This window comes from Vibrio sp. ECSMB14106, from assembly GCF_000972265.1.
Classification (GTDB): Bacteria; Pseudomonadota; Gammaproteobacteria; order Enterobacterales; family Vibrionaceae; genus Vibrio; species Vibrio kanaloae.
The window spans coordinates 1-26,122 of sequence record NZ_LAUM01000045.1; the positions used below are offsets into that span (position 1 = coordinate 1).

General features: G+C 43.5%; 20 protein-coding genes. 12 read left to right on the forward strand and 8 right to left on the reverse strand.

Annotation, left to right across the window (positions count from 1 at the left end; genetic code table 11):
* Nucleotides 1-144 precede the first annotated feature (144 nt).
* Complete coding sequence (locus WR49_RS19675) at nt 145-1,056, reverse strand: GlxA family transcriptional regulator (RefSeq protein WP_046225139.1); 912 nt, start codon at nt 1,054-1,056, stop codon at nt 145-147.
* 110 nt (nt 1,057-1,166) lie between these two features.
* On the opposite strand from WR49_RS19675, the gene WR49_RS19680 reads away from it, so the two are divergent.
* Nucleotides 1,167-1,691, forward strand: a complete 525-nt coding sequence (locus WR49_RS19680) for a cysteine hydrolase family protein (protein WP_269429486.1) — start codon at nt 1,167-1,169, stop codon at nt 1,689-1,691.
* Between the two features lie 311 nt (nt 1,692-2,002).
* Here WR49_RS19680 and WR49_RS19685 read toward each other — a convergent pair whose 3' ends face one another.
* Nucleotides 2,003-3,019 carry a zinc-binding alcohol dehydrogenase family protein gene (locus WR49_RS19685; protein WP_046225141.1) on the reverse strand — a complete coding sequence of 339 codons (1,017 nt, stop codon included), beginning with the start codon at nt 3,017-3,019 and terminating at the stop codon, nt 2,003-2,005.
* A gap of 44 nt (nt 3,020-3,063) precedes the next feature.
* Between WR49_RS19685 and WR49_RS19690 the strand changes: the two genes are divergently transcribed.
* The 10 genes from WR49_RS19690 to ltrA all read left to right on the forward strand — a co-directional run bounded on the left by WR49_RS19690 (nt 3,064) and on the right by ltrA (nt 14,047).
* Nucleotides 3,064-4,098 (forward strand): GntR family transcriptional regulator, encoded by a 1,035-nt coding sequence (locus WR49_RS19690; RefSeq protein ID WP_052715046.1) that lies wholly within the window; start codon nt 3,064-3,066, stop codon nt 4,096-4,098.
* A 148-nt stretch (nt 4,099-4,246) separates the two neighbouring features.
* Complete coding sequence (locus WR49_RS19695) at nt 4,247-5,218, forward strand: C4-dicarboxylate TRAP transporter substrate-binding protein (RefSeq protein ID WP_046225142.1); 972 nt, start codon at nt 4,247-4,249, stop codon at nt 5,216-5,218.
* Nucleotides 5,219-5,316: 98 nt separating this feature from the next.
* Nucleotides 5,317-5,802 (forward strand): TRAP transporter small permease, encoded by a 486-nt coding sequence (locus WR49_RS19700; RefSeq protein ID WP_156155691.1) that lies wholly within the window; start codon nt 5,317-5,319, stop codon nt 5,800-5,802.
* A 2-nt stretch (nt 5,803-5,804) separates the two neighbouring features.
* On the forward strand, nt 5,805-7,091 hold the full coding sequence (locus tag WR49_RS19705) for a TRAP transporter large permease (RefSeq protein WP_046225144.1): 1,287 nt from the start codon (nt 5,805-5,807) through the stop codon (nt 7,089-7,091).
* A 12-nt stretch (nt 7,092-7,103) separates the two neighbouring features.
* Nucleotides 7,104-8,567: a tagaturonate reductase gene (locus tag WR49_RS19710; protein WP_046225145.1), complete on the forward strand. Its 1,464-nt coding sequence runs from the start codon at nt 7,104-7,106 to the stop codon at nt 8,565-8,567.
* The gene (locus WR49_RS19715; protein WP_046225146.1) at nt 8,564-10,054 is read left to right on the forward strand and encodes a UxaA family hydrolase; all 1,491 of its coding nucleotides are present in this window, start codon (nt 8,564-8,566) and stop codon (nt 10,052-10,054) included. Before WR49_RS19710 ends, WR49_RS19715 begins: the two co-directional genes overlap by 4 nt.
* Nucleotide 10,055: 1 nt before the next feature.
* A complete protein-coding gene (locus WR49_RS19720; protein WP_046225147.1) occupies nt 10,056-11,012 on the forward strand; it encodes a sugar kinase in 957 nt (318 codons plus the stop codon).
* Nucleotides 11,013-11,034: 22 nt separating this feature from the next.
* The gene (locus tag WR49_RS19725) at nt 11,035-11,664 is read left to right on the forward strand and encodes a bifunctional 4-hydroxy-2-oxoglutarate aldolase/2-dehydro-3-deoxy-phosphogluconate aldolase (RefSeq protein ID WP_046225148.1); all 630 of its coding nucleotides are present in this window, start codon (nt 11,035-11,037) and stop codon (nt 11,662-11,664) included.
* 541 nt (nt 11,665-12,205) lie between these two features.
* On the forward strand, nt 12,206-12,349 hold the full coding sequence (locus WR49_RS21550; RefSeq protein ID WP_186443278.1) for a hypothetical protein: 144 nt from the start codon (nt 12,206-12,208) through the stop codon (nt 12,347-12,349).
* Between the two features lie 225 nt (nt 12,350-12,574).
* The gene (gene ltrA / locus WR49_RS19730; protein ID WP_197078542.1) at nt 12,575-14,047 is read left to right on the forward strand and encodes a group II intron reverse transcriptase/maturase; all 1,473 of its coding nucleotides are present in this window, start codon (nt 12,575-12,577) and stop codon (nt 14,045-14,047) included.
* Between the two features lie 329 nt (nt 14,048-14,376).
* Here ltrA and acnA read toward each other — a convergent pair whose 3' ends face one another.
* The 6 genes from acnA to WR49_RS19760 all read right to left on the reverse strand — a co-directional run bounded on the left by acnA (nt 14,377) and on the right by WR49_RS19760 (nt 23,846).
* The gene (acnA, locus tag WR49_RS19735; protein ID WP_046225150.1) at nt 14,377-17,133 is read right to left on the reverse strand and encodes an aconitate hydratase AcnA; all 2,757 of its coding nucleotides are present in this window, start codon (nt 17,131-17,133) and stop codon (nt 14,377-14,379) included.
* Between the two features lie 271 nt (nt 17,134-17,404).
* A complete protein-coding gene (locus WR49_RS19740; protein WP_017058062.1) occupies nt 17,405-17,803 on the reverse strand; it encodes a DUF2061 domain-containing protein in 399 nt (132 codons plus the stop codon).
* A 210-nt stretch (nt 17,804-18,013) separates the two neighbouring features.
* Nucleotides 18,014-19,981, reverse strand: a complete 1,968-nt coding sequence (gene fhuB / locus WR49_RS19745) for a Fe(3+)-hydroxamate ABC transporter permease FhuB (protein WP_046225151.1) — start codon at nt 19,979-19,981, stop codon at nt 18,014-18,016.
* Entirely contained in the window at nt 19,978-20,901 is a 924-nt protein-coding gene (locus WR49_RS19750) for an iron-siderophore ABC transporter substrate-binding protein (RefSeq protein WP_082082804.1), read from the reverse strand. The genes fhuB and WR49_RS19750 overlap by 4 nt, the downstream gene beginning before the upstream one ends.
* Nucleotides 20,892-21,677: an ABC transporter ATP-binding protein gene (locus tag WR49_RS19755; protein ID WP_046225152.1), complete on the reverse strand. Its 786-nt coding sequence runs from the start codon at nt 21,675-21,677 to the stop codon at nt 20,892-20,894. The genes WR49_RS19750 and WR49_RS19755 overlap by 10 nt, the downstream gene beginning before the upstream one ends.
* A gap of 75 nt (nt 21,678-21,752) precedes the next feature.
* Complete coding sequence (locus WR49_RS19760) at nt 21,753-23,846, reverse strand: TonB-dependent siderophore receptor (protein WP_046225153.1); 2,094 nt, start codon at nt 23,844-23,846, stop codon at nt 21,753-21,755.
* Between the two features lie 339 nt (nt 23,847-24,185).
* Here WR49_RS19760 and WR49_RS19765 point away from each other — a divergent pair, with 339 nt between their 5' ends.
* Nucleotides 24,186-26,009 carry an ABC transporter ATP-binding protein gene (locus WR49_RS19765; RefSeq protein WP_046225154.1) on the forward strand — a complete coding sequence of 608 codons (1,824 nt, stop codon included), beginning with the start codon at nt 24,186-24,188 and terminating at the stop codon, nt 26,007-26,009.
* Nucleotides 26,010-26,122: the final 113 nt, after the last annotated feature.

Below are 26,122 nucleotides of genomic sequence, written 5' to 3' on the forward strand. Positions count from 1 at the left end.
TGACAGAATCGGTTGGTACTTATCCCGTCAAGATCCCTCAGTAATGACAGTAAATGGTTATTCCCTCAGTAATGACATCTGAATTTTGACTCGTGGCACTTTTCTCTCAAAGTGCCTGCTAGCTCAGATCTGTCCGAAAATAAGTTATAAAAAACGTGAACGGTATTGATTGGGGCTGATCCCTACGACCTTTTTAAAGACACGCGTAAAATTGCTGACATCATTGTACCCAGTCATAAAAGCCACTTGTTCGATGGTGAGTTTATTTATGTTCATTTCGCGCTTGGCGATATCCATCTTGTAACGCAGCCTGTATTGCTGAGGGGTTAAACCTAATACCTTTTTAAATAACCGCGTCAACGTTCGTTCACTGACATAACAAAGCTCAGCCATTGCATGATTGCTTTGCTCGTTTAATGGAGTGTGTTCGCAATATTTTTGTGCTTTCAGAACGATCTTATTGCCGTGGGTATAATCAGGCATAAACCGTTCATAATGAGCCTGCAGTCGCCCGGTAAAATCTAACAGGCAAATATCAGCAACCTCTTTGGCGAGTTCATAACCACCATGACGGGCAATGACGTGCAGTGTTAAGTCCTGAAATGCGAACAAGCCGGAACCGGTAATAATTCGGCCCTCATCAACAACCATCTCATGTTGTTTAACCTCCAACACTTCTGGAAAATCAATAGCAAGCTGGTCGCATAATTTCCAATGAGTTGTCACTGCTCGTTGGTTGAGAAGTTTTGCATGGGCTAACCAAAAAACGCTTGCGCAATTTGCAGCCAATGTTGAGCCTTGTGAGTACCAGTGCTTAAGTGCTTTAAGTATCTTTTCATCATACCGTTTTAATGAGCCGAGATTGCTAGGAGGAATGAACACTAGATCTGGGTAATCAGAGATGTTGACCTGTTCAGGTAGCGTAACCGTGATATCAAAAAGTGGATGACTATTCACATGATTGGCAATCGATAAAATGTCTTCTATCCCCGCTATAGCAGAGCGCATCGCGTGCTCAGTAACAAGAACGGTGACTGCTATTTTTTTATTGTCCATATATGACCTTTATATGTCAAATTTGGACATTATATCGTTCTAACGATCGGAGTAAAGTCGTTGATCTCAAATCAAGGAGAATAACGACTACGAACCAAGCATTAATTATTATAGATATTCAGAATGATTACTTTGAAGGTGGTGCCATGCCATTGAACAACCCTATGACTGTGGCAAACAAAGCAAAGGAGCTATTGACTTTCTACCGTGAATCACAGAAGCCTATCATTCATATTCAGCACCTAGCTGCGAGGCCAGAATTGAAATTTATGCTTGAAGGAACGCACGGGCAAAAGATTCATTCTAGTGTTGAGCCTAAACATGGGGAGCGTATTATCACCAAAAACTACCCAAATTCATTTGCGGGAACAGAGCTAAGCGAAGTGTTAGATGAACTGAGTATTACTCATGTTGTATTAGCCGGTATGATGACACACATGTGCATTAGTAGTACCGCACGATCAGCCCTGGAGTATGGGTTAAATACCACGATTGCTCATGATGCCTGTGCAACATGCGATTTATCTATTTTCGAACAGATCATTCCTGCCAAAGAAGTACATTTAACCGCGCTCGCGGAAGTATCAAGTATCGCTAATATTGTAAGTAGTGAAGACATTATATGGGTAAGCTAGCGTGTAAAAAGCTAGCTTACTTCTGCCCCAAAGTTTGTTACGAACTATATGAACATGGCAAATTGTTGAAGGTAAGAATCGTAGCTTTCCTGATATCCAGATACGACAAGAGCCACTTCCTAGTGGCTCTATTACGTGCTATGCGGTAATAGTCTAGAGCGGAAGACAAGAAGGCTATCATATGTTCTCAGTAGACTGCTTTGCGATTAAGCCAAGTTCCCTTCAATGTTAATCCCGAGCTCAGGTTACTCAATTACCACACTAGATAATATTTCGTGCGGTAGAAACTGAATAACTAGTGCTTTGAGACCTTAATCGAAAATGATGACACCTTTTAGTAATTCTTTATTATCAACAACATCGCTTTCGTAACGTTCACCAATATCGTAAAAGTTGAACTTATGAGTTAGCATCATTTCTGAAGTGATATCGCCAGTTTGCATAAGATGACAAACTTTCTCAAAATCTTCCATGGTTGCGTTGCGGCTACCCATCATTGTGGTCTCTTTCTTATGGAATTCAGGGTCATCAATCTCTAGATTACCTTTGAATAGGCCAACGAAAACGATCTTACCACCATTGCGGATATGTTTTACCGCGCTGTTCATTGCAATTGAGTTACCAGTAGCGTCAATCACAGTACTAGCTAGGTGACCATTGAAGTAGCTACGCAGTTGCTGTTCAAAATTTTCGTCCATTGGATTTACTGTTGGTAAACCTAGGTTAAGCCCAACTTTTTCGCGGCGTAATTCTTGCGTATCCGCAACGACAACATTCGCTCCATCAGCTTTTGCGATTGCAGCAGCACCAAGGCCAATAGGGCCTGCACCAACCACAAGGATATCTTCACCTTTTTTCACATCAGCACGACGCACTGAGTGAGCGCTAATAGCAAACGGCTCAATGAGTGAAGCGGTAACAGGGTCAACGTTGCCTACTTTGATGACATTGCTTTTTGGCGCAACAAGATATTCACCAAAACCACCGTCTTGGTGTACGCCGATAACAGAAATATTTTCACAACAGTTTGTTTTTCCTGAGTGACATGATGGGCAGTCATTACAGGCAATATAAGGAATAAGTGCTACACGCTCGCCAACCTTAAACTCCGTTGCGTTGGCACCGCATTCAGCAACATTACCCGCAAGTTCGTGGCCAAGTACACGTGGGTAAGAAAAAAACGGCTGATTACCAGTGTACGCATGAATATCTGTACCACACACACCAACAGAGAGTACTTCAATTAAAACTTCGTTATCACCCGCTTTCGGCATCTCACCTTGTTTGTAGGTCATCTCATAAGGCTTTTCACATACTAACTGTTTCATTTCACACCTTTGTTATTGAACTCTTTATAAATGGATTGAAATTCATGCTAGTACCGACAAAAAAAAACTCAATGCAACAAAGTGCAATTGTGATCGGCTTCAATTTTATCTGTTCTCTAAACGTATTTAATTGCGAAACGTTAGATGCAGAGATTAAGAAAGCAAAGATGAGCAGAAATAAAGACCTTCAATATTCAATCATTAATAGAATGATTGATGACCTAAATAATGATGTTATTTCAACGCCATTACCCTCCATTTCAAACCTTGCACAATATTATGAAGTCAGCCGTACCACGATTCGTCATGTCTTGGATTACTTTGAAAAGAAAGGTGTCATCGATGTAAGTTTATCAGGTAAAGAAAGAACTTTATTAAGGAGTCCAGAACACACAGATAAGATTTCAATATTAACCTCACCGCAAAAAAAAGACGTTTCATTAATAGAAGGCTACCTGCAGTTTAACATTAATAATAAGACCATCTCGCCTGGAGATGTGATCAATGAAGTTCATTTAGCCAGCAAGTCAGGTTGTGAGCTGGGAATGGTTCAAGACTACCTAACCAATTTATCCAAATTCGATCTTGTAAAAAAAATCAAAGAAAACAAGTGGTTAATGATGGAGCTATCTCAAGATAGTGCCTTTAAGCTGTTTGAATTACGTGAAATTCTTGAGACGCACGCACTATCAAAGTTTATGAATTTGCCAAGAAATGATCCGAGGTGGGTCGAGGCTAAACACTTACTTAACGAACATAGAGACTTTAGAAAGCTTGTTATGAGGCAAGCCAAAGAGTTCTCTATATTAGACAAGAAGTTTCATAAGTTACTGCTTTCTGCACTTTCTAATAATTATATCAACGATCTCTTTAATGCAATTACGATGGTTTATCATTTTCATTACCAGTGGGATGATAAGAATATTAAACAGCGTAATGCAATCGCACTTGATGAGCATATGACTATTTTAAGCAAAATAATTACGGGTGATGATGTGGGAGCAAACATTGAACTTACTCGTCACTTAATGACAGCAAAAAAAGAAATTATATCGTCTGCTCTACTACCTGAGCTTTAAGATTAATAATAAAAACAGATAAGGAACATAGTAAAAAACAGTTTAAAAACACATTAACAAGACTGTGGTCATAAAAATATCAATTATAGTCCCCAAAAAAAATGTAATGAGAAATGATATTCGTGAAACAAAAAAGGACATTATAATTATGAAACTGAAACTAACCTCTCTTGCACTGCTTACCGCTGCGGCTTTCAATGTGAACGCAGCAACCGACGTAATGATCGCTTATGGTAACCAACCAGGTGAGCCGATTGATCTTGCTCTTAAACACTGGGCTGAACTGGTGAATGAAAAATCTAATGGTGAAATTAACTTTAAGCTTTTCCCTTCAAGCCAATTAGGTAGCGAAACCGAAGTTCTTGAACAAGCTAAGTTTGGTGCAAACATCATCACTATCAGCTCTTACGGTTACCTGATGGACATCGTTCCAGATATGGGGGTGATCAATGCGCCATACTTAACTCAATCGTTTGATAAAAAATCAAAACTACTACAAACCAATTGGTTTAAGGACCTATCAGCTGAGCTAGACACGAGCGGCCTGCACATCGTGGTCCCTGATGTTGTGTATGGTACACGTAACCTACTTAGTGAAGATAAAGTAACTAAACCAGAGGACTTAAAAGGCCAAAAAATTCGTGTTCAGCATTCACGTTTAATGGCTGCAACAGTGAAGTCTATGGGTGCGGTACCAACGCCAATGTCGCTATCTGATGTTTACCCTGGCCTCTCTCAAGGTGTAATTGAAGGAGTTGAGAACCCAGCAGTTGTATTATTTGGTGGCAAATTCTATGAAGTTGCTAAGCATTTAAACCTAACCGGTCACACTAAGCACATGTCTCCATTTGTTGCAGGTACAGCATTTTGGAACAGCTTAAGTGAGCAAGAGCGTGAAATCATCCTTTCAACTAGCCGTGAAATGGTGTCTTACGGTGCAACCTTGATTGAAAAAGCAGACCAAGCAGCTATCGAAGATCTTAAAGCACAAGGCGTCCAAGTTAACACTGTTGATGTGAAAGCATTCGAGGAAGCGGCTCGTGAGGTTATCCAAGGTGAATTTACCGAGTGGTCACCAAACCTATACGTGAAGACTCAAGAAAAACTTGCACAACTTTAATAAGTCGTAACTCATACCAATCAAGAATAAATGGTGAGTGTACTGCTCACCATTTATAAGGCTAATTTATGCAAGACTCCAACTCCTCAAGTCTCGATATGTCTACTAAACAAGAAAAAACAGCATTTCTTGATACTATTTTAAGAATAGATCAATTGATTGCTGCTTCCTCGTTAATCTCAATCGTGTCACTGATGATTTATGGCGTGATTACTCGTTATATCTTTAATTCGCCTTCAGCGTGGGTCGAAGAAGTCTGTTTGGCACTATTTACTTGGTTTACCTTTATGGGAGCTAGTGTACTGATGAAGTTTCAAGAGCATGTAAAGGTAGACTTTCTTGCTAAGAAACTGAACAAAAATATCTATCGATTCATCGAGCTATATATCATCCCTACTGTACTAATCATCACATTGATTTTTATGGCGTACTTCGGCTTTAAGTTGCTCGAAATGTCCCAGTCTCGCTTTACTCCTGCACTGAAGATCTCTTATGTCTACATCTATGCAGCGATTCCATTTGGAGCGGTGTTAATGCTTATTCACCTTGCCCGTAACACCATCAACAACATTAAAGGTAGCTAACCATGAGTGTGTTTGTCCCACTAGCATCATTAATGTTTCTCTTCGTTCTTGGTGTTCCTGTTGCATTTTGTATCTTTATCTCAACCCTGACCTACTTTTTGATTAATGACCACTTACCTATGGTAATGATGGTTCAACGTCTAGGTGGGGGTCTTGACTCAGTCACTCTTCTTGCCATCCCATTTTTTATCATGGCTGGCGTATTTATGAATAACACGGGTATCAGTAAACGCCTTTTAAAGTTTTGTGAAGTGCTTACGGGCCACATGAATGGTGGCTTAGCACAGGTCAACGTTGTACTAAGCACACTAATGGGTGGATTATCTGGATCTAACATTGCTGATGCAGCAATGGGCTCTAAATTACTTGTACCGCAAATGGTAAACCGTGGTTACAGCGCTGCATTTTCATCAGCAGTAACAGCTGCATCCTCGTTGATTACACCAATTATCCCACCTGGCATCGCACTGATTATTTACGGTTACGTGAACAACGTTTCTATTGGTAAGTTGTTCCTTGCAGGCGTTGTTCCTGGTGTATTGTTGTGTGCGATGATGATGGGACTCGTTTCTTATATCTCTAAAAAGCGTGGCTACTTGCCAATCCGTGAGAAAAAAGCATCGAAGAAAGAAATTGCTCTATCAGCTAAAGATGCCTTTCTAGCACTCCTTCTTCCAGTAATCATTATTGGTGGTATTCGATTAGGGGTATTCACTCCAACGGAAGCAGGCGCAGTTGCAGTTATTTACGCTTTGACTCTGGGGATGTTCGTCTACAAAGAGATGGATGTGAAAAATTTATGGGCTTCAACAATTGAATCAGTGATTTCGGGAGCCAACGTACTCTTCATTATCTGTGTTGCTTTCGGTTTCTCTAAGTTCTTAACTTGGGAAGGGGTACCACAGGCTCTCGCAGGTTGGTTAACCAACTCAGTAGATAGTCCAATTGCGTTCTTGCTCCTAGTGAATATTTTCTTATTGATTGTAGGGATGTTCCTCGAAGGCAACGCGGCGATGATTGTACTTGCGCCACTGCTCGCACCAGTTGCAAAGATGTACGGTATCGATCCAGTTCACTTCGGCATTATTTTCATCTTTAACAGTGCTATCGGCACCATAACTCCGCCTTTAGGTACTGTTATGTTTACCACTTGCTCAATTACGAAAGTAAACATAGAGAATTTCATTAAAGAAGTCTTCCCGTTCTGGATTCTATTGCTTGTGGCTTTGTTATTAATTACCTACATCCCAGCAATTTCAATCGGTCTGCCAAACCTAGTCTTCAAATAAGAGAGCGCACACATGAAAACACTAACAAGAAAAAATTTCGACCTACCACAATACACCACTAAGATTATGCAATTTGGTGAAGGTAACTTTCTGCGTGCATTCGTTGACTGGCAAATCGATTACCTCAATGAACACACAGATTTAGATGCTGGTATTGCAATTATTCGCCCAATTGATACAGATTTTCCGCCACTTCTTAATGAACAAGATGGCCTATACACCTCTGTAGTGCGTGGCATTAATGAGAATGACCAAGCGGTTGAAGAGTCACGCATCATCACCTCGGTGAATCAAGAAATTGCTGTGTACCAAGATGTCGACGCTTATATGACGCTGGCAGAGGACCCGAACATTAAGTTCATCTTTTCAAATACCACTGAAGCAGGGATTGCTTTCTCTGCTGACGACAAGTTTGATGCGCGGCCTGCAACAACTTTCCCAGCTAAGCTCACACAATGGATGTTCGCGCGCTTTAAGCACTTTGGTGGCGCTACGGATAAAGGGCTATTTATCATTCCGTGTGAATTGATCGATTACAACGGTGATGAACTAAAGGCGATGATCCTAAGATATATTGAGTTGTGGGAGCTTGGTGCTGAGTTTAAGGCTTGGATAGAAGAAGCAAATAGCTTCTGCTCAACATTGGTGGATCGTATCGTGACTGGTCATCCTCGTGAAGAACTACCAGAGCTTGAAGCTAAGGTTGGTTATCAAGATCAATTCATGGTAACTGCTGAGTACTTCTATCTATTTGTTATCCAAGGACCGCAAGAGCTGGCACAGGCACTTAAGCTCGAACAACTCGATTTAAACATTAAGATTGTCGATGATATTAAGCCTTATAAAGAACGTAAGGTTGCAATCCTTAACGGTGCCCACACTGCATTAGTGCCAGTTGCATACTTAGCCGATAGAGATGCGGTTGGTGAGTCGATGAATGACGAGCTGCTTAACCGCTACATCAACGCACTGATCGATGATGAAGTCATCCCATCGCTTAGCCTAGCGGAAGGTGAGCTGAAAGCCTTCGCTGACAGTGTGATGGCGCGTTTTAAAAACCCGTTCATCAAGCACCAACTAACATCTATCGCGCTTAACAGCATGACGAAGTGGAAAACCCGACTGCTACCACAGTTAATCACTTACACAGAAAAACACCAAACAGCGCCTAAACTAATGAGCTTGTCTCTTGCGGCGCAGATCCTTTATTACAAAGGTAGCCGCAATGATCAGGCTATTCCATTAAATGATGATCAAAAGTGGCTAGACTTCTTCCAGTCAGCTTGGGCGAAATGTGATTCACAAGCTTTGGATATAACATCGCTAGTTACAGCCGTACTGCAAGATGCAGAGCACTGGGGACAAGATCTGAACAAATTACCAACACTAACTGAACAGGTTTCGGGTTTCTTAGCGCAAATGGTTGCCACAGATGTGCGTACAGTAGTAACCGAGACACTAGGAAACAACGAATGAAGAGTTGGATCCAAATAAACAAAAAAGACAATGTCATTATTGCTTTAACACCGCTTAAACAAGGCACAGATATTGAGGTTAATGATCGCCAAGTAACCTTACTGCAAGATGTTGATAAAGGGCATAAAGTCGCTATCTCATCAATTGAAGAGAATGGTCTACTCATTAAGTATGGACAGAGCTTTGGACATGCAACTTCTGGGATAAAGACCGGCGAATGGGTACATACTCATAACGCTAAGACCAATCTTAATGACGCACTAGAATACCAATACCAGCCACTGGCGATTGAAGAGTTAGAAATGGTTGCGGATGCAGATGTCCAAATTTATCGTCGTGATACAGGTGAAGTGGCGATCCGTAATGAACTTTGGATTATACCCACTGTAGGGTGCGTTAACGGTATTGCTCAGCAGATGGTCAATGCTTTTAAAGAAAGTCATGATTTGAGCGGTATTGATGGGATTCATGTATTTCCACATCAATTCGGTTGTTCTCAATTAGGATCTGATCACCAAACTACTAAACAATTATTGCAAAGCATGGCGACACACCCAAATGCGGGGGGCGTACTTGTGGTCGGCTTAGGTTGTGAGAACAATCAGGTAGCGGCATTTAAGGAAGATCTTCCTGAGCATGACGAAAGCAGAATGCGTTTTATGATCGCCCAACAAACTCAAGATGAGATTGAACATGGTATGGCACTGCTAGAAGAGCTGTATAGCACCATGAAAGATGACCAGCGAGTGGTTGGTAAACTATCTGAAGTGAAGTTTGGCTTAGAGTGTGGTGGTAGTGATGGCTTGTCAGGCATAACAGCTAACCCGATGCTTGGCTTATTCTCTGATACGATTATTGGACATGGTGGAACCACCGTATTAACGGAAGTACCAGAAATGTTTGGTGCTGAAACTCTGCTGATGGGGCGTGCAGAAAGCGAGCAAGTGTTTGACAAGATCGTAAATATGGTCAATGACTTCAAACAGTACTATAAATCGCACAATCTGCCGATTTATGAGAACCCATCACCTGGAAATAAATTAGGCGGAATTACGACACTGGAAGACAAATCTTTAGGCTGTACACAAAAAGCAGGAGAGAGCCAAGTCGTTGATGTTGTGAATTATACCCATAAGTTGAAAAAGCCTGGTCTGAACCTGCTAAACGCTCCGGGTAATGATGCGATTGCAACCAGTGCGCTTGCTGCAGCTGGTTGTCATATGGTTCTTTTCACAACTGGGCGCGGCACGCCTTATGGTGGTTTTGTACCGACAATGAAGATTTCGACTAACAGTGACTTGGCAAACCAAAAGCCACGTTGGATTGACTTTGATGCGGGGCAGCTAGTGTCCACAGAAATTTCAATGCAAGGACTACTGCATAACTTCTTGGACAAAGTGGTCAATACTGTCAATGGTGAGCGAGTGAATAACGAGAAAAATGGCATTCGCGAGCTGGCGGTATGGAAGAATGGTGTGACGCTCTAAGATGAAAAATATCGCAATAATTGGAGAGTGCATGATTGAGCTGAACGGCAAGCCGTTCGGCGCAATGCACCAAACCTTTGGTGGGGATACACTTAACGCTGCGGTTTACCTACGCCGCGGTTGTGAACTCAATACTGAAGAACAAGCTATTACCGTTTCTTATGTTTCTGCAATGGGCGCTGATCCGTTAAGTGAAGGTATGATTGCTCGTTGGCAGCAAGAAGACATAAACACCGACCTTGTACTGCATGACGAAACTCGTACCCCGGGCCTTTACCTCATTCAGTTAGATGACCAAGGCGAGCGTACGTTCTTGTACTGGCGTAACCAATCGCCAGCACGCTACCTACTGCAACATCCAGACTTCAACCGTATTGAACAATCTTTAACGAAGATGGATATGGTGTTTGTCAGTGGTATCAGCCTAGCGATTTTGCCTGATGAAGACCGCAGCAAGCTACTCACCCTACTTGCTGATCTTCGCCGTCAAGGCGTAGAAGTATCATTCGACAGCAATTATCGCCCAGCTCTATGGCCAAATGACGAGCTGAGAACGGTCAAAGAGCACTACAAAGCAATGTATCAAACTACGGATTTAGCGCTGGTCACTTTTGATGATGAACAGCTGATCTGGGGTGATAAAACACCTGAAGATACATTGACTCGCCTGCATAACCTTGGGGTCACCAAGGTTGTGGTCAAACTGGGTGAGAAAGGTTGTCTTGTTGGTGACACTACCCATGACAACAGTTACACAGTGCCGACGATACCAGTCGAAACTGTCGTCGATACCACATCAGCGGGTGACTCATTTAACGGCGGTTTCCTCTCTTGCTACTTAGCGGGAGGCACCCTAGAACAATCATGCCAACGCGGCAATGCACTTGCCGGCGTGGTAATCCAACACCGTGGCGCAATCATTCCCAAATCAGCCACTAATGTTGTGACTCAAAAATAGAACTAATTTCCAAGGATTTATCATGTCTACAATTAACGAACAGCTCAAATCACTAAAAGTCATCCCAGTTATCGCAATCGACAAAGCTGAAGACATCATCCCACTGGGTAAGGTGTTAGCTGAAAACGGTCTCCCAGCGGCAGAAATCACCTTCCGCTCTGATGCAGCAGCAGAGGCTATTCGCCTACTTCGCGAAGCACAACCAGACATGCTGATTGGTGCAGGAACCGTTCTAAACAAAGAACAAGCGATTGCAGCGAAAGAAGCAGGCGCGACGTTCGTCGTATCTCCTGGTTTCAACCCAAATACTGTCAAAGCCTGCCAAGAAATCGGAATCGATATTGTTCCTGGTGTTAACAACCCAAGCACAATCGAAGCGGCGCTAGAGATGGGACTAACAACTCTGAAATTCTTCCCTGCTGAAGCGTCTGGTGGCGTAAACATGGTGAAGGCACTACTGGCTCCTTACGGTAATGTGCATATCATGCCAACGGGCGGTGTGAATCAAAAGAACATCAAAGACTACTTAGCAGTACCTCGTGTACTTGCTTGTGGCGGTACTTGGATGGTCGACAAAAAGCTGGTTGAGGCTGGTGAGTGGGAAGAGCTTGCTCGCCTAACTCGTGAAGCGGTAGAGTTAGTAAAACCTTAAAGTAACCTTCACCGAGAGGACTTATGCCCGGTATGCCATCACGCTGGGCTAATTACAGATGTGCCCTTTAGGGTTCCTTCACAATACTTACTATTAGTAGGCAGTTACATGACCTCCGGCTTAGCCGGAGGCTTATTGGGTTACGCCCTCGAAGGGCTCAAGTAAGCGCCCAAGGTGCTAGACTCCAAACTCTAGTTGATCATGGTGATGTACACGAGTAAAAAAGTCTCATACTCTCATCCATCTAACTCATTGAGTTCCTGTTGATGTAAACACCTCGGAAGAATAAAGTGTCATACTATTCGAATCGATTTAAGGGTTATTTCTGTCTCGTTTATGTCCGTGCGACCTGAGGTCGTATGAAGCGTTGTTCACCGCTTTATGAGTGAACCGTCTGTATCACCAGATGAACCTACGAGCCTGAATAAAGCAGCGGCTCGGACAATGTAACGAAACTCGGCCGTTGGGTTGAGTGGGAAAAGAATCGTGAGAGGACGTTCCTCCTGAAAACCACAATTCGGGTAAGTGCTAGGTAGTCAGTATGATGAACGTATGTGAATCCATTCAAGGTGCGTTATACGATGAAGCAGCGGAAGTGGTTAATACGCTGTGGCCAAAAGGCAATGAGAGTTGGAAAGAGGTTGGACAGTACTTTTTCGTGGTCACCGTACTCTCCGCACTATAGTGGGCATCTAAGCTGACATTTTACGTAACAGGGTAAGCCTGTATCACTCCCCTTGGGAAAGCCTTTGTGGCCGATAGTGATGCAGGTATAGGAGGTCGGAAAAAGCGAAAGCTACATTGTAATGATGTAGATACAGACTTATGTCTGATCACGAAAGTGAGCCCACTTCCGACTGGTCTCCCATTGCGAGAGAATTTGAAGAACTTTATTCAAGGAGAAAAGCAAATGGTGATCTCGAAAGAGATTAGTGCATCTTCTGACGGCGCTCAATGGCAGTCCATCGACTGGAAATCCGTTGAAGCACACGTATTGAAGCTTCAAATGCGTATCGCAAAAGCAACGAGAGAAAAGAAATACAGTAAGGTCAAGTCCTTACAGTGGCTCTTGACTCATTCTCGCTCAGCCAAGCTTCTTGCGGTTAAGCGAGTCTCTCAGAATAAAGGCAGTAAAACGTCTGGAATAGACGGTGTCACCTGGAACACAGATGTACGCCGTATGAAAGCAGTCAATCAACTGAGCCGCAAGGCTTACTCTGCAAAACTACTCAAACGTATCTACATTCCCAAAAAGAACGGTAAGCTCAGGCCATTGGGTATTCCGTGCATGATTGATAGAGCGCAACAAGCCCTCCACCTTCTAGCATTAGAACCAGTGTCCGAAACGCTAGCCGACCTCAATAGCTATGGGTTTAGGCCAAATCGCAGCACGGCTGACGCCGTCAGTCAGTGTTTCAAATGTTTGGCACTAAAGCGATCTGCGAAATGGGTTCTTGAGGGAGATATTAAAGCTTGCTTCGACAAAATCGGGCATCAATGGCTTGTGGACAATATCACGGTAGATAAACGTATGTTAGAGCAATGGTTAAAGTCTGGCTATGTGGATAAGGGGCTGTTCTATGATACCGATGAGGGTACACCTCAAGGTGGAATAATCTCTCCAACCTTGATGCTAATGACTCTCGCGGGAATAGAGCAACAAATAAAATCTACAGCCCTGAAAAAGGGTGCTAAGGCCAACTTTATCGGTTACGCGGATGATTTCGTGGTTACTTGCTCTTCAAAGGTGGTGCTAGTGAGCGACATCAAACCGTTGATTTCTGGCTTTTTGGCAGAAAGAGGGTTAGCCCTCTCCGAAGAGAAAACGAAGATCACTCATATTGATGATGGCTTTGACTTTCTAGGCTTCAATCACAGGAAGTACAAAGGGAAATTGCTCATCAAGCCGAGCAAATCCAACACGTTGTTATTTTTAAGAAATCTACGAGGACTCATCAAAAAGCACGCAACCATCCCTGTTAACGATCTTATCAAGTTGATAAATCCGAAACTTAGGGGATGGGCGAATTACTATCGTCACTGTGTTGCTAAACAAATATTCGGTTATGTCGGCCACAAACTATTCCAAGCGCTATGGCACTGGGCAGTTAGACGTCATCCAACCAAGTCCAAAGACTGGGTTGTTCATAAGTACTTCCTCAATCGTAAAGGCCAGTGGCAATTTCACGGTTGGCAGAAAATCATGAACATGGACTGTCACTTCAATCTGTTCCAAATAGCGAAAGTGCCTATCGAAAGACACGTGAAAATTAGGAGTGCTGCGACCCCTTTTGACCCTCAATACCAAGAATACTTGGCGAAGAGAAAACCTAAAAGGCTAGCTCGTAACTCTTGGAACGAACCTGCTTCGACTGCTTTATAAGTTGTTGGGTATCAATGATGCCTTAGTGGAGGCTTGAGCCGTATGCAGTGAAAGTTGCACGTACGGTTCTTAGAGGGACGACACTTGGTAACAAGTGTCGTCTACTCGACAGAACCTTCATAGGAAGAATCTTTACCCGTTTGTGATCATCTGGCACTTCTAAAAATACCCTCAAGCAATTGGCTTGAGGGTATGCTCTAGGTTTCAATTTTGCGTCTTCTGGTTTAGTTGGTGGGCATATTGCACCAAGTTCTATTCCTCAGACAAGGGAACGGCTCACATTCTGGCCTTAGTAGGTACTGCACTTTAGATAAGCCGATTTAATCTTGCTATGATTTTTCTTTTAGCATCTCCCGCACCACATAATGCAGGATACCACCATGTTTGAAGTAGGTGGCTTCAGTGCTCGTGTCGATACGCGATAACAGATTGCAGCGCTTATTCGTGCCATCGGGATAGTTTATAATCATGGTGTATGTCTGCCCGGGGTGAATTTCTCCTGATAGACCTTCTATGTTTATGGTTTCTTTGCCACAGAGCCCAAGGCTTAGCCTGTCGGTGCCTTGTGGGAACTGTAACGGTATAACGCCCATACCGATGAGATTGGAACGGTGAATTCGTTCATAAGACTCGGCCACTACTGCCTTCACACCTAACAAGCGGGTGCCTTTTGCTGCCCAATCTCGGCTCGATCCTGTTCCATACTCTTTCCCGGCTATCACAACCAAAGGGGTGTTATTTTCCTGATACTTCATGGCAGCATCGTAAATCGTCATTTGCTCACCGGTGGGTATATACGTGGTATAGCCGCCTTCTACATTCTGCAGCATTTCATTTCGGATCCGCACGTTGGCAAAGGTTCCTCTCATCATGACTTCATGGTTTCCTCGTCGTGAACCATAAGAATTGAAATCTGCAGGCTCCACACCATGAGATTGCAAGTATATACCTGCTGGAGTGTCTGGTTTGAATGAACCTGCTGGAGAGATATGATCGGTCGTAACCGAGTCACCCAGCAGCGCTAATATGCTCGCATTTTTTATATTCTCAATCGCGTCGGGTTGTGTTTGCATGCCGACGAAAAATGGTGGCTGTTGAATATAGGTCGAGTTATCGGACCAAGTGTAGACTTTACTTTCCGACGCTTTAAGCGCTTTCCAGTTGTCATCACCTTCAAACACTTCGCCGTATTCCTTATGAAACATCTCGGTTTTTACGCGCAGCATGGCTTCATCGATTTCTTGCTGAGTTGGCCAGAGATCCTTGAGATAGACGTTATCTCCATTAGCATCAATACATAAAGGGTCTTTAGTTAGGTCAAGCCGCACATTGCCTGCAAGTGCGTACGCGACCACCAATGGTGGCGAGGCCAGCCAGTTAGTTTTCACCAGAGGATGAACCCGGCCTTCAAAGTTACGATTCCCTGAGAGCATTGAAGCGACGGTAAGATCGTTATCTATAATGGCCTTTTCTACGGCAGGCGGCAAAGGACCGGAGTTACCAATACAAGTGGTGCACCCATAACCCACCAAGTTAAATCCCAGTTGGTCTAAGCTTTCCTGAAGTCCTGTGACTTTTAAGTAATCGGTGACTACCTTGGATCCCGGAGCAAGAGATGTCTTAACCCAAGGCTTGGTTTGCAATCCTCTTTCTATTGCTTTTTGGGCTATCAGACCAGCGGCGATCATGACGCTTGGGTTCGAGGTGTTAGTGCAGGAGGTGATTGCTGCAATGACCACCGAACCGGGCATGAGATGCGTTTTCACACTGTCGATATCTAAATTGGCGTTGGTTGTCCGTTGAGCGTTACTGTCGGTACTGTTCTGCTCTTTGTTTCGTTTAATTTTCTTATCTTTTTCCTGTGGTGTCACTTCTGTTGTTTTCATGAAAAGGTCGAATGCTGACTTAATATTTTTAAGAGCCACGCGATCTTGGGGTCGTTTAGGCCCGGCGACACTTGCTTCCACTTTATCCATATCAAGTTCTAGGTGGTCAGTGTAAATCGGTTCATGATTTGGCTCGCGCCACAACCCTTGAGCCTTGGAGTAAGCCTCAACCAAAGCTATCTGAGAGGCTTCTCGACCGGTAAGCTCTAAGTATTTTAGTGTTTGCTCATCGACCGGAAAGAAGCCACATGTTGCGCCATATTCAGGCGCCATATTGGCAATTGTTGCTCGGTCGGCTACGGGCATATCTTTCAATCCATCCCCATAGAACTCGACAAATTTACCAACAACCCCTTTTTTTCGTAACATCTCGGTCACGGTGAGCACAAGGTCGGTTGCATTAATGCCTTCACGCAATTTTCCGGTAATTTTGAAGCCGACCACCTCAGGGATAAGCATAGAAACTGGTTGGCCTAGCATGGCGGCCTCAGCTTCGATGCCGCCCACTCCCCAACCTAAAATGCCTAAGCCATTAATCATTGTTGTATGTGAATCGGTCCCTACAAGCGTATCAGGGTAGGCAATCGTTTTTCCGTCGAATTCTTTATACCAGATGGTCTTACCCAGATACTCTAGGTTCACTTGGTGGCAGATCCCCGTTCCTGGAGGAACCACGCGGAAGTTATCAAAAGCTTGTTGCCCCCATCTTAAAAATTCATAACGTTCTTGATTTCGTTGCATTTCAATACTGACGTTATCTTTGAAGGATGAAGTATCACCAAAATGATCAACCATTACCGAGTGGTCAATCACTAAGTCAACAGGGGTTAAAGGGTTAACTAATGCAGGATCTTTACCTGACAGCCGCACCGCTTCCCGCATCGCTGCCAGATCCACGACGCTTGGAACGCCAGTAAAATCTTGCATGAGAACTCGAGCGGGTCGAAATGGGATCTCGGTATCAGACCTGCGCGATTTGAGCCACTCAGCCATGGCATTTATATGCGTTTGAGTGACCGAAAAAGAGTCTTCATTACGCAAAAGGTTTTCCAGCAGGACTTTCAGACAAAAAGGTAACTGGCTTAGATCGCCCAATGTGCTTTCGGCTTTTATCAGGCTGTAATAGTGATAGTGCCGACCGCCCACAGTTATAACTGAAAGTGTATTCAAGCTGTCTTTACTCCATTGTTCGCTTGGCATGAAGTGCCTCCTATAATGCTGTGCGTGATACGACTCTTTGTGAGCATGCCGGCCTTGTTGATTGACCAACAGACGCGTTCATAATTTAGTATGACAAACTTTAGGAAAAATGTAGGTCGTTCTATTGAAGATCCGGAGCAACGTCGATGTTTCGCTGAAATTAAGTTGAGATGATTGACGAATGTCACGAGTAAGATTTTGTACTAAATAGAGACAGTTGCAAAAAGCCATGAACCGTGGAGCATGCCTCTGGCGACATACCCCATACTTCCTATCCAGCGACAACATTTCTATTGATATAATCGGCATTCTGGCTTCTGCGTAACCATACTTTTTCATGGAAGAAGTAAGCCACAGAGTTTATTGCAGGTTCGATTGTTGCCATTAAACCACCGAGGAAAGCATCGCCTGTTAATGCATAAGTTACCGTAAACGCAACGCTAAAGTGAATGGTGGCAAAGCTGGCTGTTTTCACTTGAGTCATGGATTCTCGGCGCTTTAGAAAGGCGACTTTTTGCCAAATTTTTTCATGTAGATAAAAAGCACCCGTATTAACTGAAGGCTCGACCATGGCAATCAAACTACCGAGTAGGAAGTCGCCTGTTAAGCTAAAAGCGACCAAGGTTGCAATGGTAAAGTGAATAGCTGCAAAAGTGATTGTCTTGATCATCGTATTATCCTAAAGCGGTTCATCTGAGTTGATAGAATCATTATCGATAATTATTCTCATTTACGGAGGTGGATTGATTCTATGGTAGTGATAGGTTTTGACAATCAAGCGTTAGAAGTAGATCGGTGAGTATTAAACAAAGTAAGGGCAAGTATTTTGCCCTTATTGGTTTAAATCGAATCGTATAACCAATGATTCACATATGGCTTGTTATCTAAAACGACTCTTCATCATTAGTAATAAGAAGTATCCACTTCCCATTATTGATACTAATGTGCCGGCAGCCATATTAAATGGGTATATCGCTACTTGCCCAAGCCAATCAGCCCAAATCATGAACGTAATTCCAATGATTCCTCCGGTGAGCAGTTGCGGAGTCGCTTTCTTTGCGCCGAGCATCATTGCCATATGAGGGGCAACAAGGCCGACAAACGCTACCGGTCCCATTGTTGCGGTCGAGAAAGCACACAGTAATGCTACCAAAGAGAGACCGACTACATTTACTAGGTTAGCATTCAAGCCGCGAGCGTTGGCAAACTGACGGCCAATAGCAATCACAGTTAACCAGCGTGATAACATCAGTACGATTAACACTAATGCCGCACTAGCGGTAAGTAACAGCATGGCTTGTTCTTGCGTTACGCGGTAACTAGATCCGGTTAGCCATAGTAGTGTTTTGTAACTATCGCCCGTTCCCTTAGCAAGTGAGAACTGGATGAAAGCTTCAAGCATTGCAGTAAGTGCAATACCAGACAAAATGAAGTTAGACGGATTAAAGTTGTGTTTTTTTCCTAGTAGAAGTAACGCAATAAGCACCGTTACACTGCCTAGGAATGCAACCATCCACTCAGAACCGGACCATGCACTTCCAACAAACAGAGTTGTGGTGACAATAGCAAAGGTAGCGCCAGAGGAGACCCCTAAAATATCAGGGCTTGCCAAAGGGTTATAGACTAAGCGCTGTAAGATCACACCAGAGACCGACAGCGCTAAACCTACTGATATTACGGTTATGAGTCGAGGCCAGCGAAGCTGCCATTGATATTCATTTGGAGAAGACAGCATCAACCCATTTGAAGTCGTAGTCGCGAAAATATAAAGCAAGCCGCCGATCAAACAAGCGGATAGGATAAGCCCAATCGTTGATCTTGAGATGCGATTTTTGCCTTCGCCCATCGAGAGATTGACTTGATCCTGTGCGTGCAAAGATTTACGGCTAAACCAAATGAGCGCCGGTGCACCAATCGCCGCTGCTGTCACTCCGCTAGGAATCGTTTCTTCAAACCAAAACGTCAGTAGCATGGCTAGCGTGTCGGTAAAGATAAGTAACCCAGCGCCAAGTACAGCACTTGATAGCAGTTGCTGTCGTGGTGTTCTCGCCCCTAACGCTCGGGCAATATTTGGTGTGAGTAAGCCAATAAAGCTAATGATACCAACGGCGGTAATTGAGGCTGAAACCAACCAAATACCCATTACCATTAGCAAGGTAAAAGCAGGAACTACGGGTAGCCCCCTTGCTGTTGCGCCTTCTTGGCCAAGGCGAAGTAATGTCAGAATTCTTGGGGCAATGAGGAATAAAACGAGCGCAATACCCGTCTTCGGCAGCAACCATTCGAACCAATCCCAACTGTATTGGGTAAGATCGCCTGCGCCCCACATGAATACGTTTTGGGCAAATTGAGCATTGAGTACCACAATTGCTGCAGCGACTGAACCGAGCAAAATATTAATGACCATTCCAGAAACCACCAAAGGAAGCCCCGTCATATTCTTGAGCCCGACAATTGTCACAATCAGCCCAAACGCCATTAATGCACCGATCATGGCAGCCAATGCTGAGTAATCTGCAACGTAATCGACAAACCAAACATTCATTACAACAAGCGCTAGCCATGCACCGGATGAACTGCCTAGGGTGAGCGGTGAGGTGAGGTTATTCTGTGTCAGTTGTTGCATTAAGCTTCCGACCAGCCCAAGCATCGCACCCACTAATATCGCCATGGCTAGACGTGGGAGTTGGGAGTCAATAAAGAAGATCTCATCAAAGCTGGTGGCAGAGCTTGGTGTCGTGATTAAGCTGAATTGCTGGCCAAATGCGAGTGATGTATCAATCTGTAGGCTGAAAATCGCGAAGCAAACAAGTGCCATTAAGGAAGAGGAAACTAATTTGATGTTCATTTGTCCTCCGCCAGGTCAATTAAGCTGTCTGTAATGGCTTCAGCTAAATAAAGCAATGACATTGCTCCGCCATAGTTCCACACAGATCGCACTGAATTGACTCGGCCCTCTTTAACAAAAGGTAGAGCTTGCCATAGGCGGGCATCTTTCAATTTTTCTTCTTGAGGAAAGGGCTGCATATACAGAACATAACTCGCACCTGCTTGTTGCAACGTGTTGATGCGAGTTTGTTGAATTCCCCAGGCTCTCGGCTTAACGGGAATTGGGTTATTAAAGCCAAGCTTTGACACCACATACTGTGTCGAAGAGTTATTTGAATACAAGAACACAGAATTCAATGTAGAGAATCGCATCACGACCAAGTTGGTGTTTGGTGCGTAGTAGGGGGCGAGCTTCTGCTTCAATTTAGAGAGTTTAACTTCCATCTCTGTTAGTTGCTGCTTTGCGATGTCTTCTTTGTCGAGTAGCTTACCAATGGTTTTAAAGTGCGCTATTGCAGTGTTGGCGGCATTTTCTTTTTCAGTGAAATTGGGCAGATAAACCACAGGCGCAATTTGTTCCAAGATCGGCAAAATGTCTTGCTGTGGTGACGCCGCTAAAATTACGTCGGGTTTGAGATTCGCAATCAGCTCTAAGTTAGGCTCTGAGCGCGAACCAATATCGGTAATCTCTTTTGGGGCCTCAGGCTTTACTACCCAAAGTCGATAACTCTCAAGCTCAGGTGCGCCCACTGGCGTGACACCTAGTGCCAATACTTGCTCAAGGAGATCCCAATTGAGAACCACAACTCGCTTTGGCGTTTCGGCAAAACGATGTGAACTGACTTGGTTTTCAATCGTCTCAGCAGCATGGCTGAAAAATGAGACCAACAACGAAACCACGATGACAAGTAGACGAAGGTGAACATTAATCAGGCGCATACAACCGCAACCTTTTGACTCGCTACGCTATTCCCTGGGGCTGGGTGGTCAATCAACTGAATCGAAGATTCGTATAAGTTGGATAGACGTTGTTCATCCAGCAAGATGTCAGCAGGTCCCTCAAACGCAATTTGGCCCTGTTTTAATGCAACAATATGAGTGGCATAGCGAAGCGCGAGGTTAAGATCGTGCAGGATCACAATGATACCGACATTTTCAGTTCTGTTGAGTTCCGACAATAATTGCATGAGTTGAAACTGGTGATGGACGTCTAAAGCCGATGTTGGCTCATCTAAGATAAGTATTGGCGATTGTTGTGCAAGAAGCATCGAGACCCAAGCGCGTTGGCGTTCACCACCCGATAATTGGTCAGCTAAGGTGTCGGCAAATTGTGTTATCCCCGTCCGTTCCATAGCTGATTCAATAATAGAGGTATCTTCGCTGTTCCAACGTCCCAAGGCACCACGCCAAGGAAAGCGGCCTAATTTGACTAACTCACGTACAGTTAGGCCTGCCGATGCAGGTAGTTTCTGTGGCAAATAAGCGATCTTCTTCGCTCGCTCTTTGGTTTTGTAATCGGTAAGAATGCTGCCGTCTACTGTCACTATCCCTTCGTCAGTGGCCATTTGGCCAGAAAGAAGGTTAACCAGTGTCGATTTACCCGAACCATTGTGGCCAAGCACGATGGTGAGTTTGTCAGTTGGAATTGATAAGTCATCGACCTGAAAAATGGTACGTCCACCGCGGCAAACTTTAATATCAGAGAGTTGGTACATAAATTTAGTTGTCTATAGATACGAAAAAGCCCCCTCATAGGAGGGGGGCGCTATATTTAGTGAACTATGAGCGGGTTACCACTTGTAGTTTGCATTTAGCATTACAGAGCGAGATTGACCGTAGTAACACCAGTAATCACAACCAGACACATACTCTTCGTTAAGAATATTGTTCACATTTAGCTGTGCTTGCCATTGATATGTGATGTCATAAGTTACCGATGCATCCCAAAGTGTCACAGATGGAACCGTTAGATCTGAGCTCTTAGGGTTGTCTTTTGATTCACCAACGTAGCGAACACCTGTACCAATATTGAGGTTTGGAATGAACGCTTGTGCACTGTAATCAATCCAAGCTGATGCTTGATGCTCTGGGATAAGTGCTGCTTGCTGCTTACCTTTACCAAATGTTTCATCAGTCTCTGCTTTCGTATAGGTGTAACTTGCCATTAGTTTTACAGAGTCTGTAAGCTGAGCTGCACCGTCGATTTCAACACCTGTCGATGTTACTTCACCTGTTTGCGTTGCTACCCAAGTAGAAGGGTCTGTAACGAGTGCATTCTTCTGAGCAATATCGAACCATGCAACATTAACAAATCCATCGATAAAGCTAGGTTCGTATTTAATACCTACCTCAACCTGTTCGCCTTCAAGTGGCTTGTATAGCTCGTTTGTTGAAGCATCGATAGTGCTGATAACTTCAAACGATTGAGAGTAGCTTGCGTAAGGCGATAAGCCATTTTCGGCAAGGTACATTACGCCAGCACTTAACGATAATTCACCGTCATCGCGAGATTCGCTTTGAGCAACGTTTGTGCCTTTTCCTGTATTCTCGGTTTTAACCCAATCGTAGCGAGCGCCAACGTTACCAATCCACTGATCGTGCAATTTAAGTTGGTATTGTGAGTACATACTTGCCTGAGATTTCGAGATCTCACGCTTAATGTTGTTTGCAGAATCAAGCGGGGTGAAGTTGCCGTATTCTGGGTTTGACGGGTTGATCGTGCCAAACGCATAGTTGTCTTGCTCTAGGCCATCGGTTTTGTGGTATTGCAGATCCATACCAACTAACACCGTGTGTTCAGCGTTATTGGTGATCCAGTTACCTACTGCATTGTTATCAAAGGTAATACTCTCGTTTTTACCATCACGGAATACAATACCTTGCGCAAGTTCTTCAACAGATGGATCGTTGTTTGAGAAAGCGTAAGAGCTACGAAGGTATAGCTCGTTAGCACCATAATTCAGGTTTTGAGAAAGCTTCCACGTGTCGTTAAGTTCGTGCTCTAGCAAGTAGCCTAAAGAGAATTGAGTTCGTTCATATTTGTCGTAGTCAGGTTGACCAAGGTTTGTTGACGGGTCAATGTTGCCAAAGTTCGAGCCGATTAATGTGCCTGCTGCTGGGAAGAAAGGGTTCGTAGGTACACCATCATCATGAAGGTAGCTTGCTAGAATGGTAAGCATCGTGCGATCAGAAATATCAATCTCAAAGCTTGGCGCAATGTAGAACCGTTCATTGCTTGTACCGTCTAGTTCGCCATCTTCACTTTTCATTAAACCGACTAAACGGTAACGTACACTGCCATCTTCGTTAGCATCATCAGCAACGTCGAATCCGACCGCTTGATGATTATTGTTGCCCACTTCGATCTTAACTTCGCCTTGAGGTGCGAAAGTTGGTTTCTTTTGAACAGCATTAACTAAGCCACCAGGTGCAGACTCACCATAAAGAACAGCAGAAGGACCTTTAATCACCTCAACGCTTTCTAGTCCGTATGGTTCGACTAACCATGTGTAATAACCATCTCGAAACAGACGATGACCATCTAGGTAAGTTGCAGCATCAAAACCACGAATTTTGAACCAATCAGTATCATTGTCAGCGCCGTATGGCTGGGCGGTTACACCTGATGTGTAGCGCAGTGCTTCATCCAGTTTTTGTGGTGCTCGAACACGCAATTCATCTTCAGATATGATTGAAATGGATTTAGGTGTTTCTTTTGCAGGGGTTTCTACTTTCAATGCCTGAGCTGTCACGGTGATCGTTTCGACTTCTTCAGTTGAAGTGTCTGTCGCAAAAGCAAATTGAGTCGGGAGTAAAAGAATTGAGCCCACAACTAGGCTTCGCTTAACAGCAAGGCTAAGCGTTTTTGGTTTTAGGATGGTCATTATTTTTCCACTGTACAGATTGGTTACTCGCTCTTTTAATGTAAAGAGTAGTGATAATGGTTCTCATTTTTGTTGCGAGTATACCTAGTTGATAATAATCATAGTTAGATCTTGATCACATTAAGGTGACAATTTGAAAAATTATTTCGTGATCAGTATTTGATAATTGTAGCTGTTTACATATTGGGTAAACGCTAATGACTGTTTTTTCGTCTTTTAATTACAAATTGATATGTTTACGTATCTATTGATAGATTCAAAAAAAAGCTACACAAGTCTGAAGAAATCTTGATAATGGCGACCCCGTCCCCCGATAGCACAAGACAGGTATTACTACTTATGTTTAATTGGTTTGAAAACCTTACGAAGCCATTTCCATCACACGAAACCGAAAAACCGCCAAAAAATTTATTTGGTTTTTGTCGTTTTTATACCCGAGGTTTTGAAGTGCCTTTGGTACTAATGGCGATTCTAAGTGCATTGATCGCTATTTCAGAAGTGGCTTTATTGCGATACCTAGGGGAGCTGGTTGATATATTAGCCAATCAAGACAGAGAAACATTTTGGCAAGATCAAGGAGGCAGCATCAAGAATATGCTGATTCTTGTAGTCGTTGTTATGCCAACGTTGGGCTTTTTCCATTCGATGATTATGCATCAGTCGCTGCTAGGTAATTATCCAATGTCAATTCGTTGGTTAATTCACCGTTATTTGTTGAAGCAAGCTGTTGGCTTTTTTCAACGAGATTTTGCTGGACGTGTCGCTACCAAGGTTATGCAAAGTGCGTTAGCAGTGCGCGAAACCGTGATGAAACTTCTTGATGTGTTGGTGTATATTTCAGTTTATTTCATCTCAATGATTTGGATGATGGGTGAGTCTGACCTCATTTTAATGCTGCCAATTCTCATTTGGTTAGTACTGTATATTTTCATTCAACTTTACTTTATTCCGAAAATGAAACAAATAGCCACAGTGCAAGCGGATGCTCGCTCTATCATGACGGGTCGTATTGTTGATTCTTATACGAATATTTCGACAGTTAAGCTCTTTGCGCATTCTCAACGTGAACTCGATTACGCTGAAAGCAGCATGAAAGGCTTTTTGAAAACCGTTTATCGGCAAATGCGAATGGTGACATGCTTATTATTGAGTGTGGACGCAATTAACTACCTATTACTTATTTCAATTGCCGCTACTTCTATCATGTTGTGGCTAGATGCCAGTGTTACGATAGGGGCGATAGCGGTTGGTATTAGTATCGCTCTTCGAGTTCAAGGCATGTCGAAATGGATCATGTGGGAAGTGAGCTCATTATTTGAAAATATCGGCACAGTTGTCGATGGTATGAATACCATTTCTAATGATGTTGAAATTAAAGATGTTAAAAATGCAAAATCGCTAGAAATTAAACAAGGTGCAATTGATTTTAATAAGGTTCACTTTAACTACAATGAAGAGAAGTCGGTATTTAACGATCTTGAACTGAATATCAAGCCAGGAGAGAAGGTTGGTATTGTTGGTCGTTCTGGCTCAGGTAAATCGACCTTGGTTAATTTATTATTGCGTTTCTATGATGTTAATAGTGGTCATATCCGTATTGACGGGCAAGACATTTCTCAAGTTGAACAAGAGTCGTTGCGTAAACATATTGGCATGATCACTCAAGACACTTCATTACTGCATCGCTCAATCAAAGAGAACATTCTTTATGGCGATCCTGAAGCTAGTATGGACGACGTGATTGCTGCAGCGACACAAGCGCATGCTCATGACTTTATCCAAGAGCTGAAAGATGAAAATGGCAATAAAGCGTATGACGTAGAAGTAGGTGAGCGTGGGGTTAAGCTTTCGGGTGGACAACGTCAACGTGTTGCCATTGCGCGAGTACTTCTTAAAAATGCGCCTATCCTGATTATGGACGAAGCAACGTCGGCATTGGACTCGGAAGTTGAATCAGCAATACAAGAAAACCTTGATGCGTTAATGGAAGGTAAAACGGTAATTGCGATTGCCCACCGACTATCAACCATTGCTGCTTTAGATCGTTTAATTGTTATGGACCAAGGACAAGTTATCGAACAAGGCTCACACCAAGAACTCCTAGAACTGAATGGTGTTTATGCCAAGTTATGGCAGCATCAGACAGGCGGTTTCTTAGGTTAGAGCCGAAATTTTATAGAAAGGAATGCAAAACGAGCCCAAGTGGCTCGTTTTTTTGGGGTGATCATCAGAGTGATTACGGGTTTGGGCATCGTTACCTTATGGTTCGTTGAGCC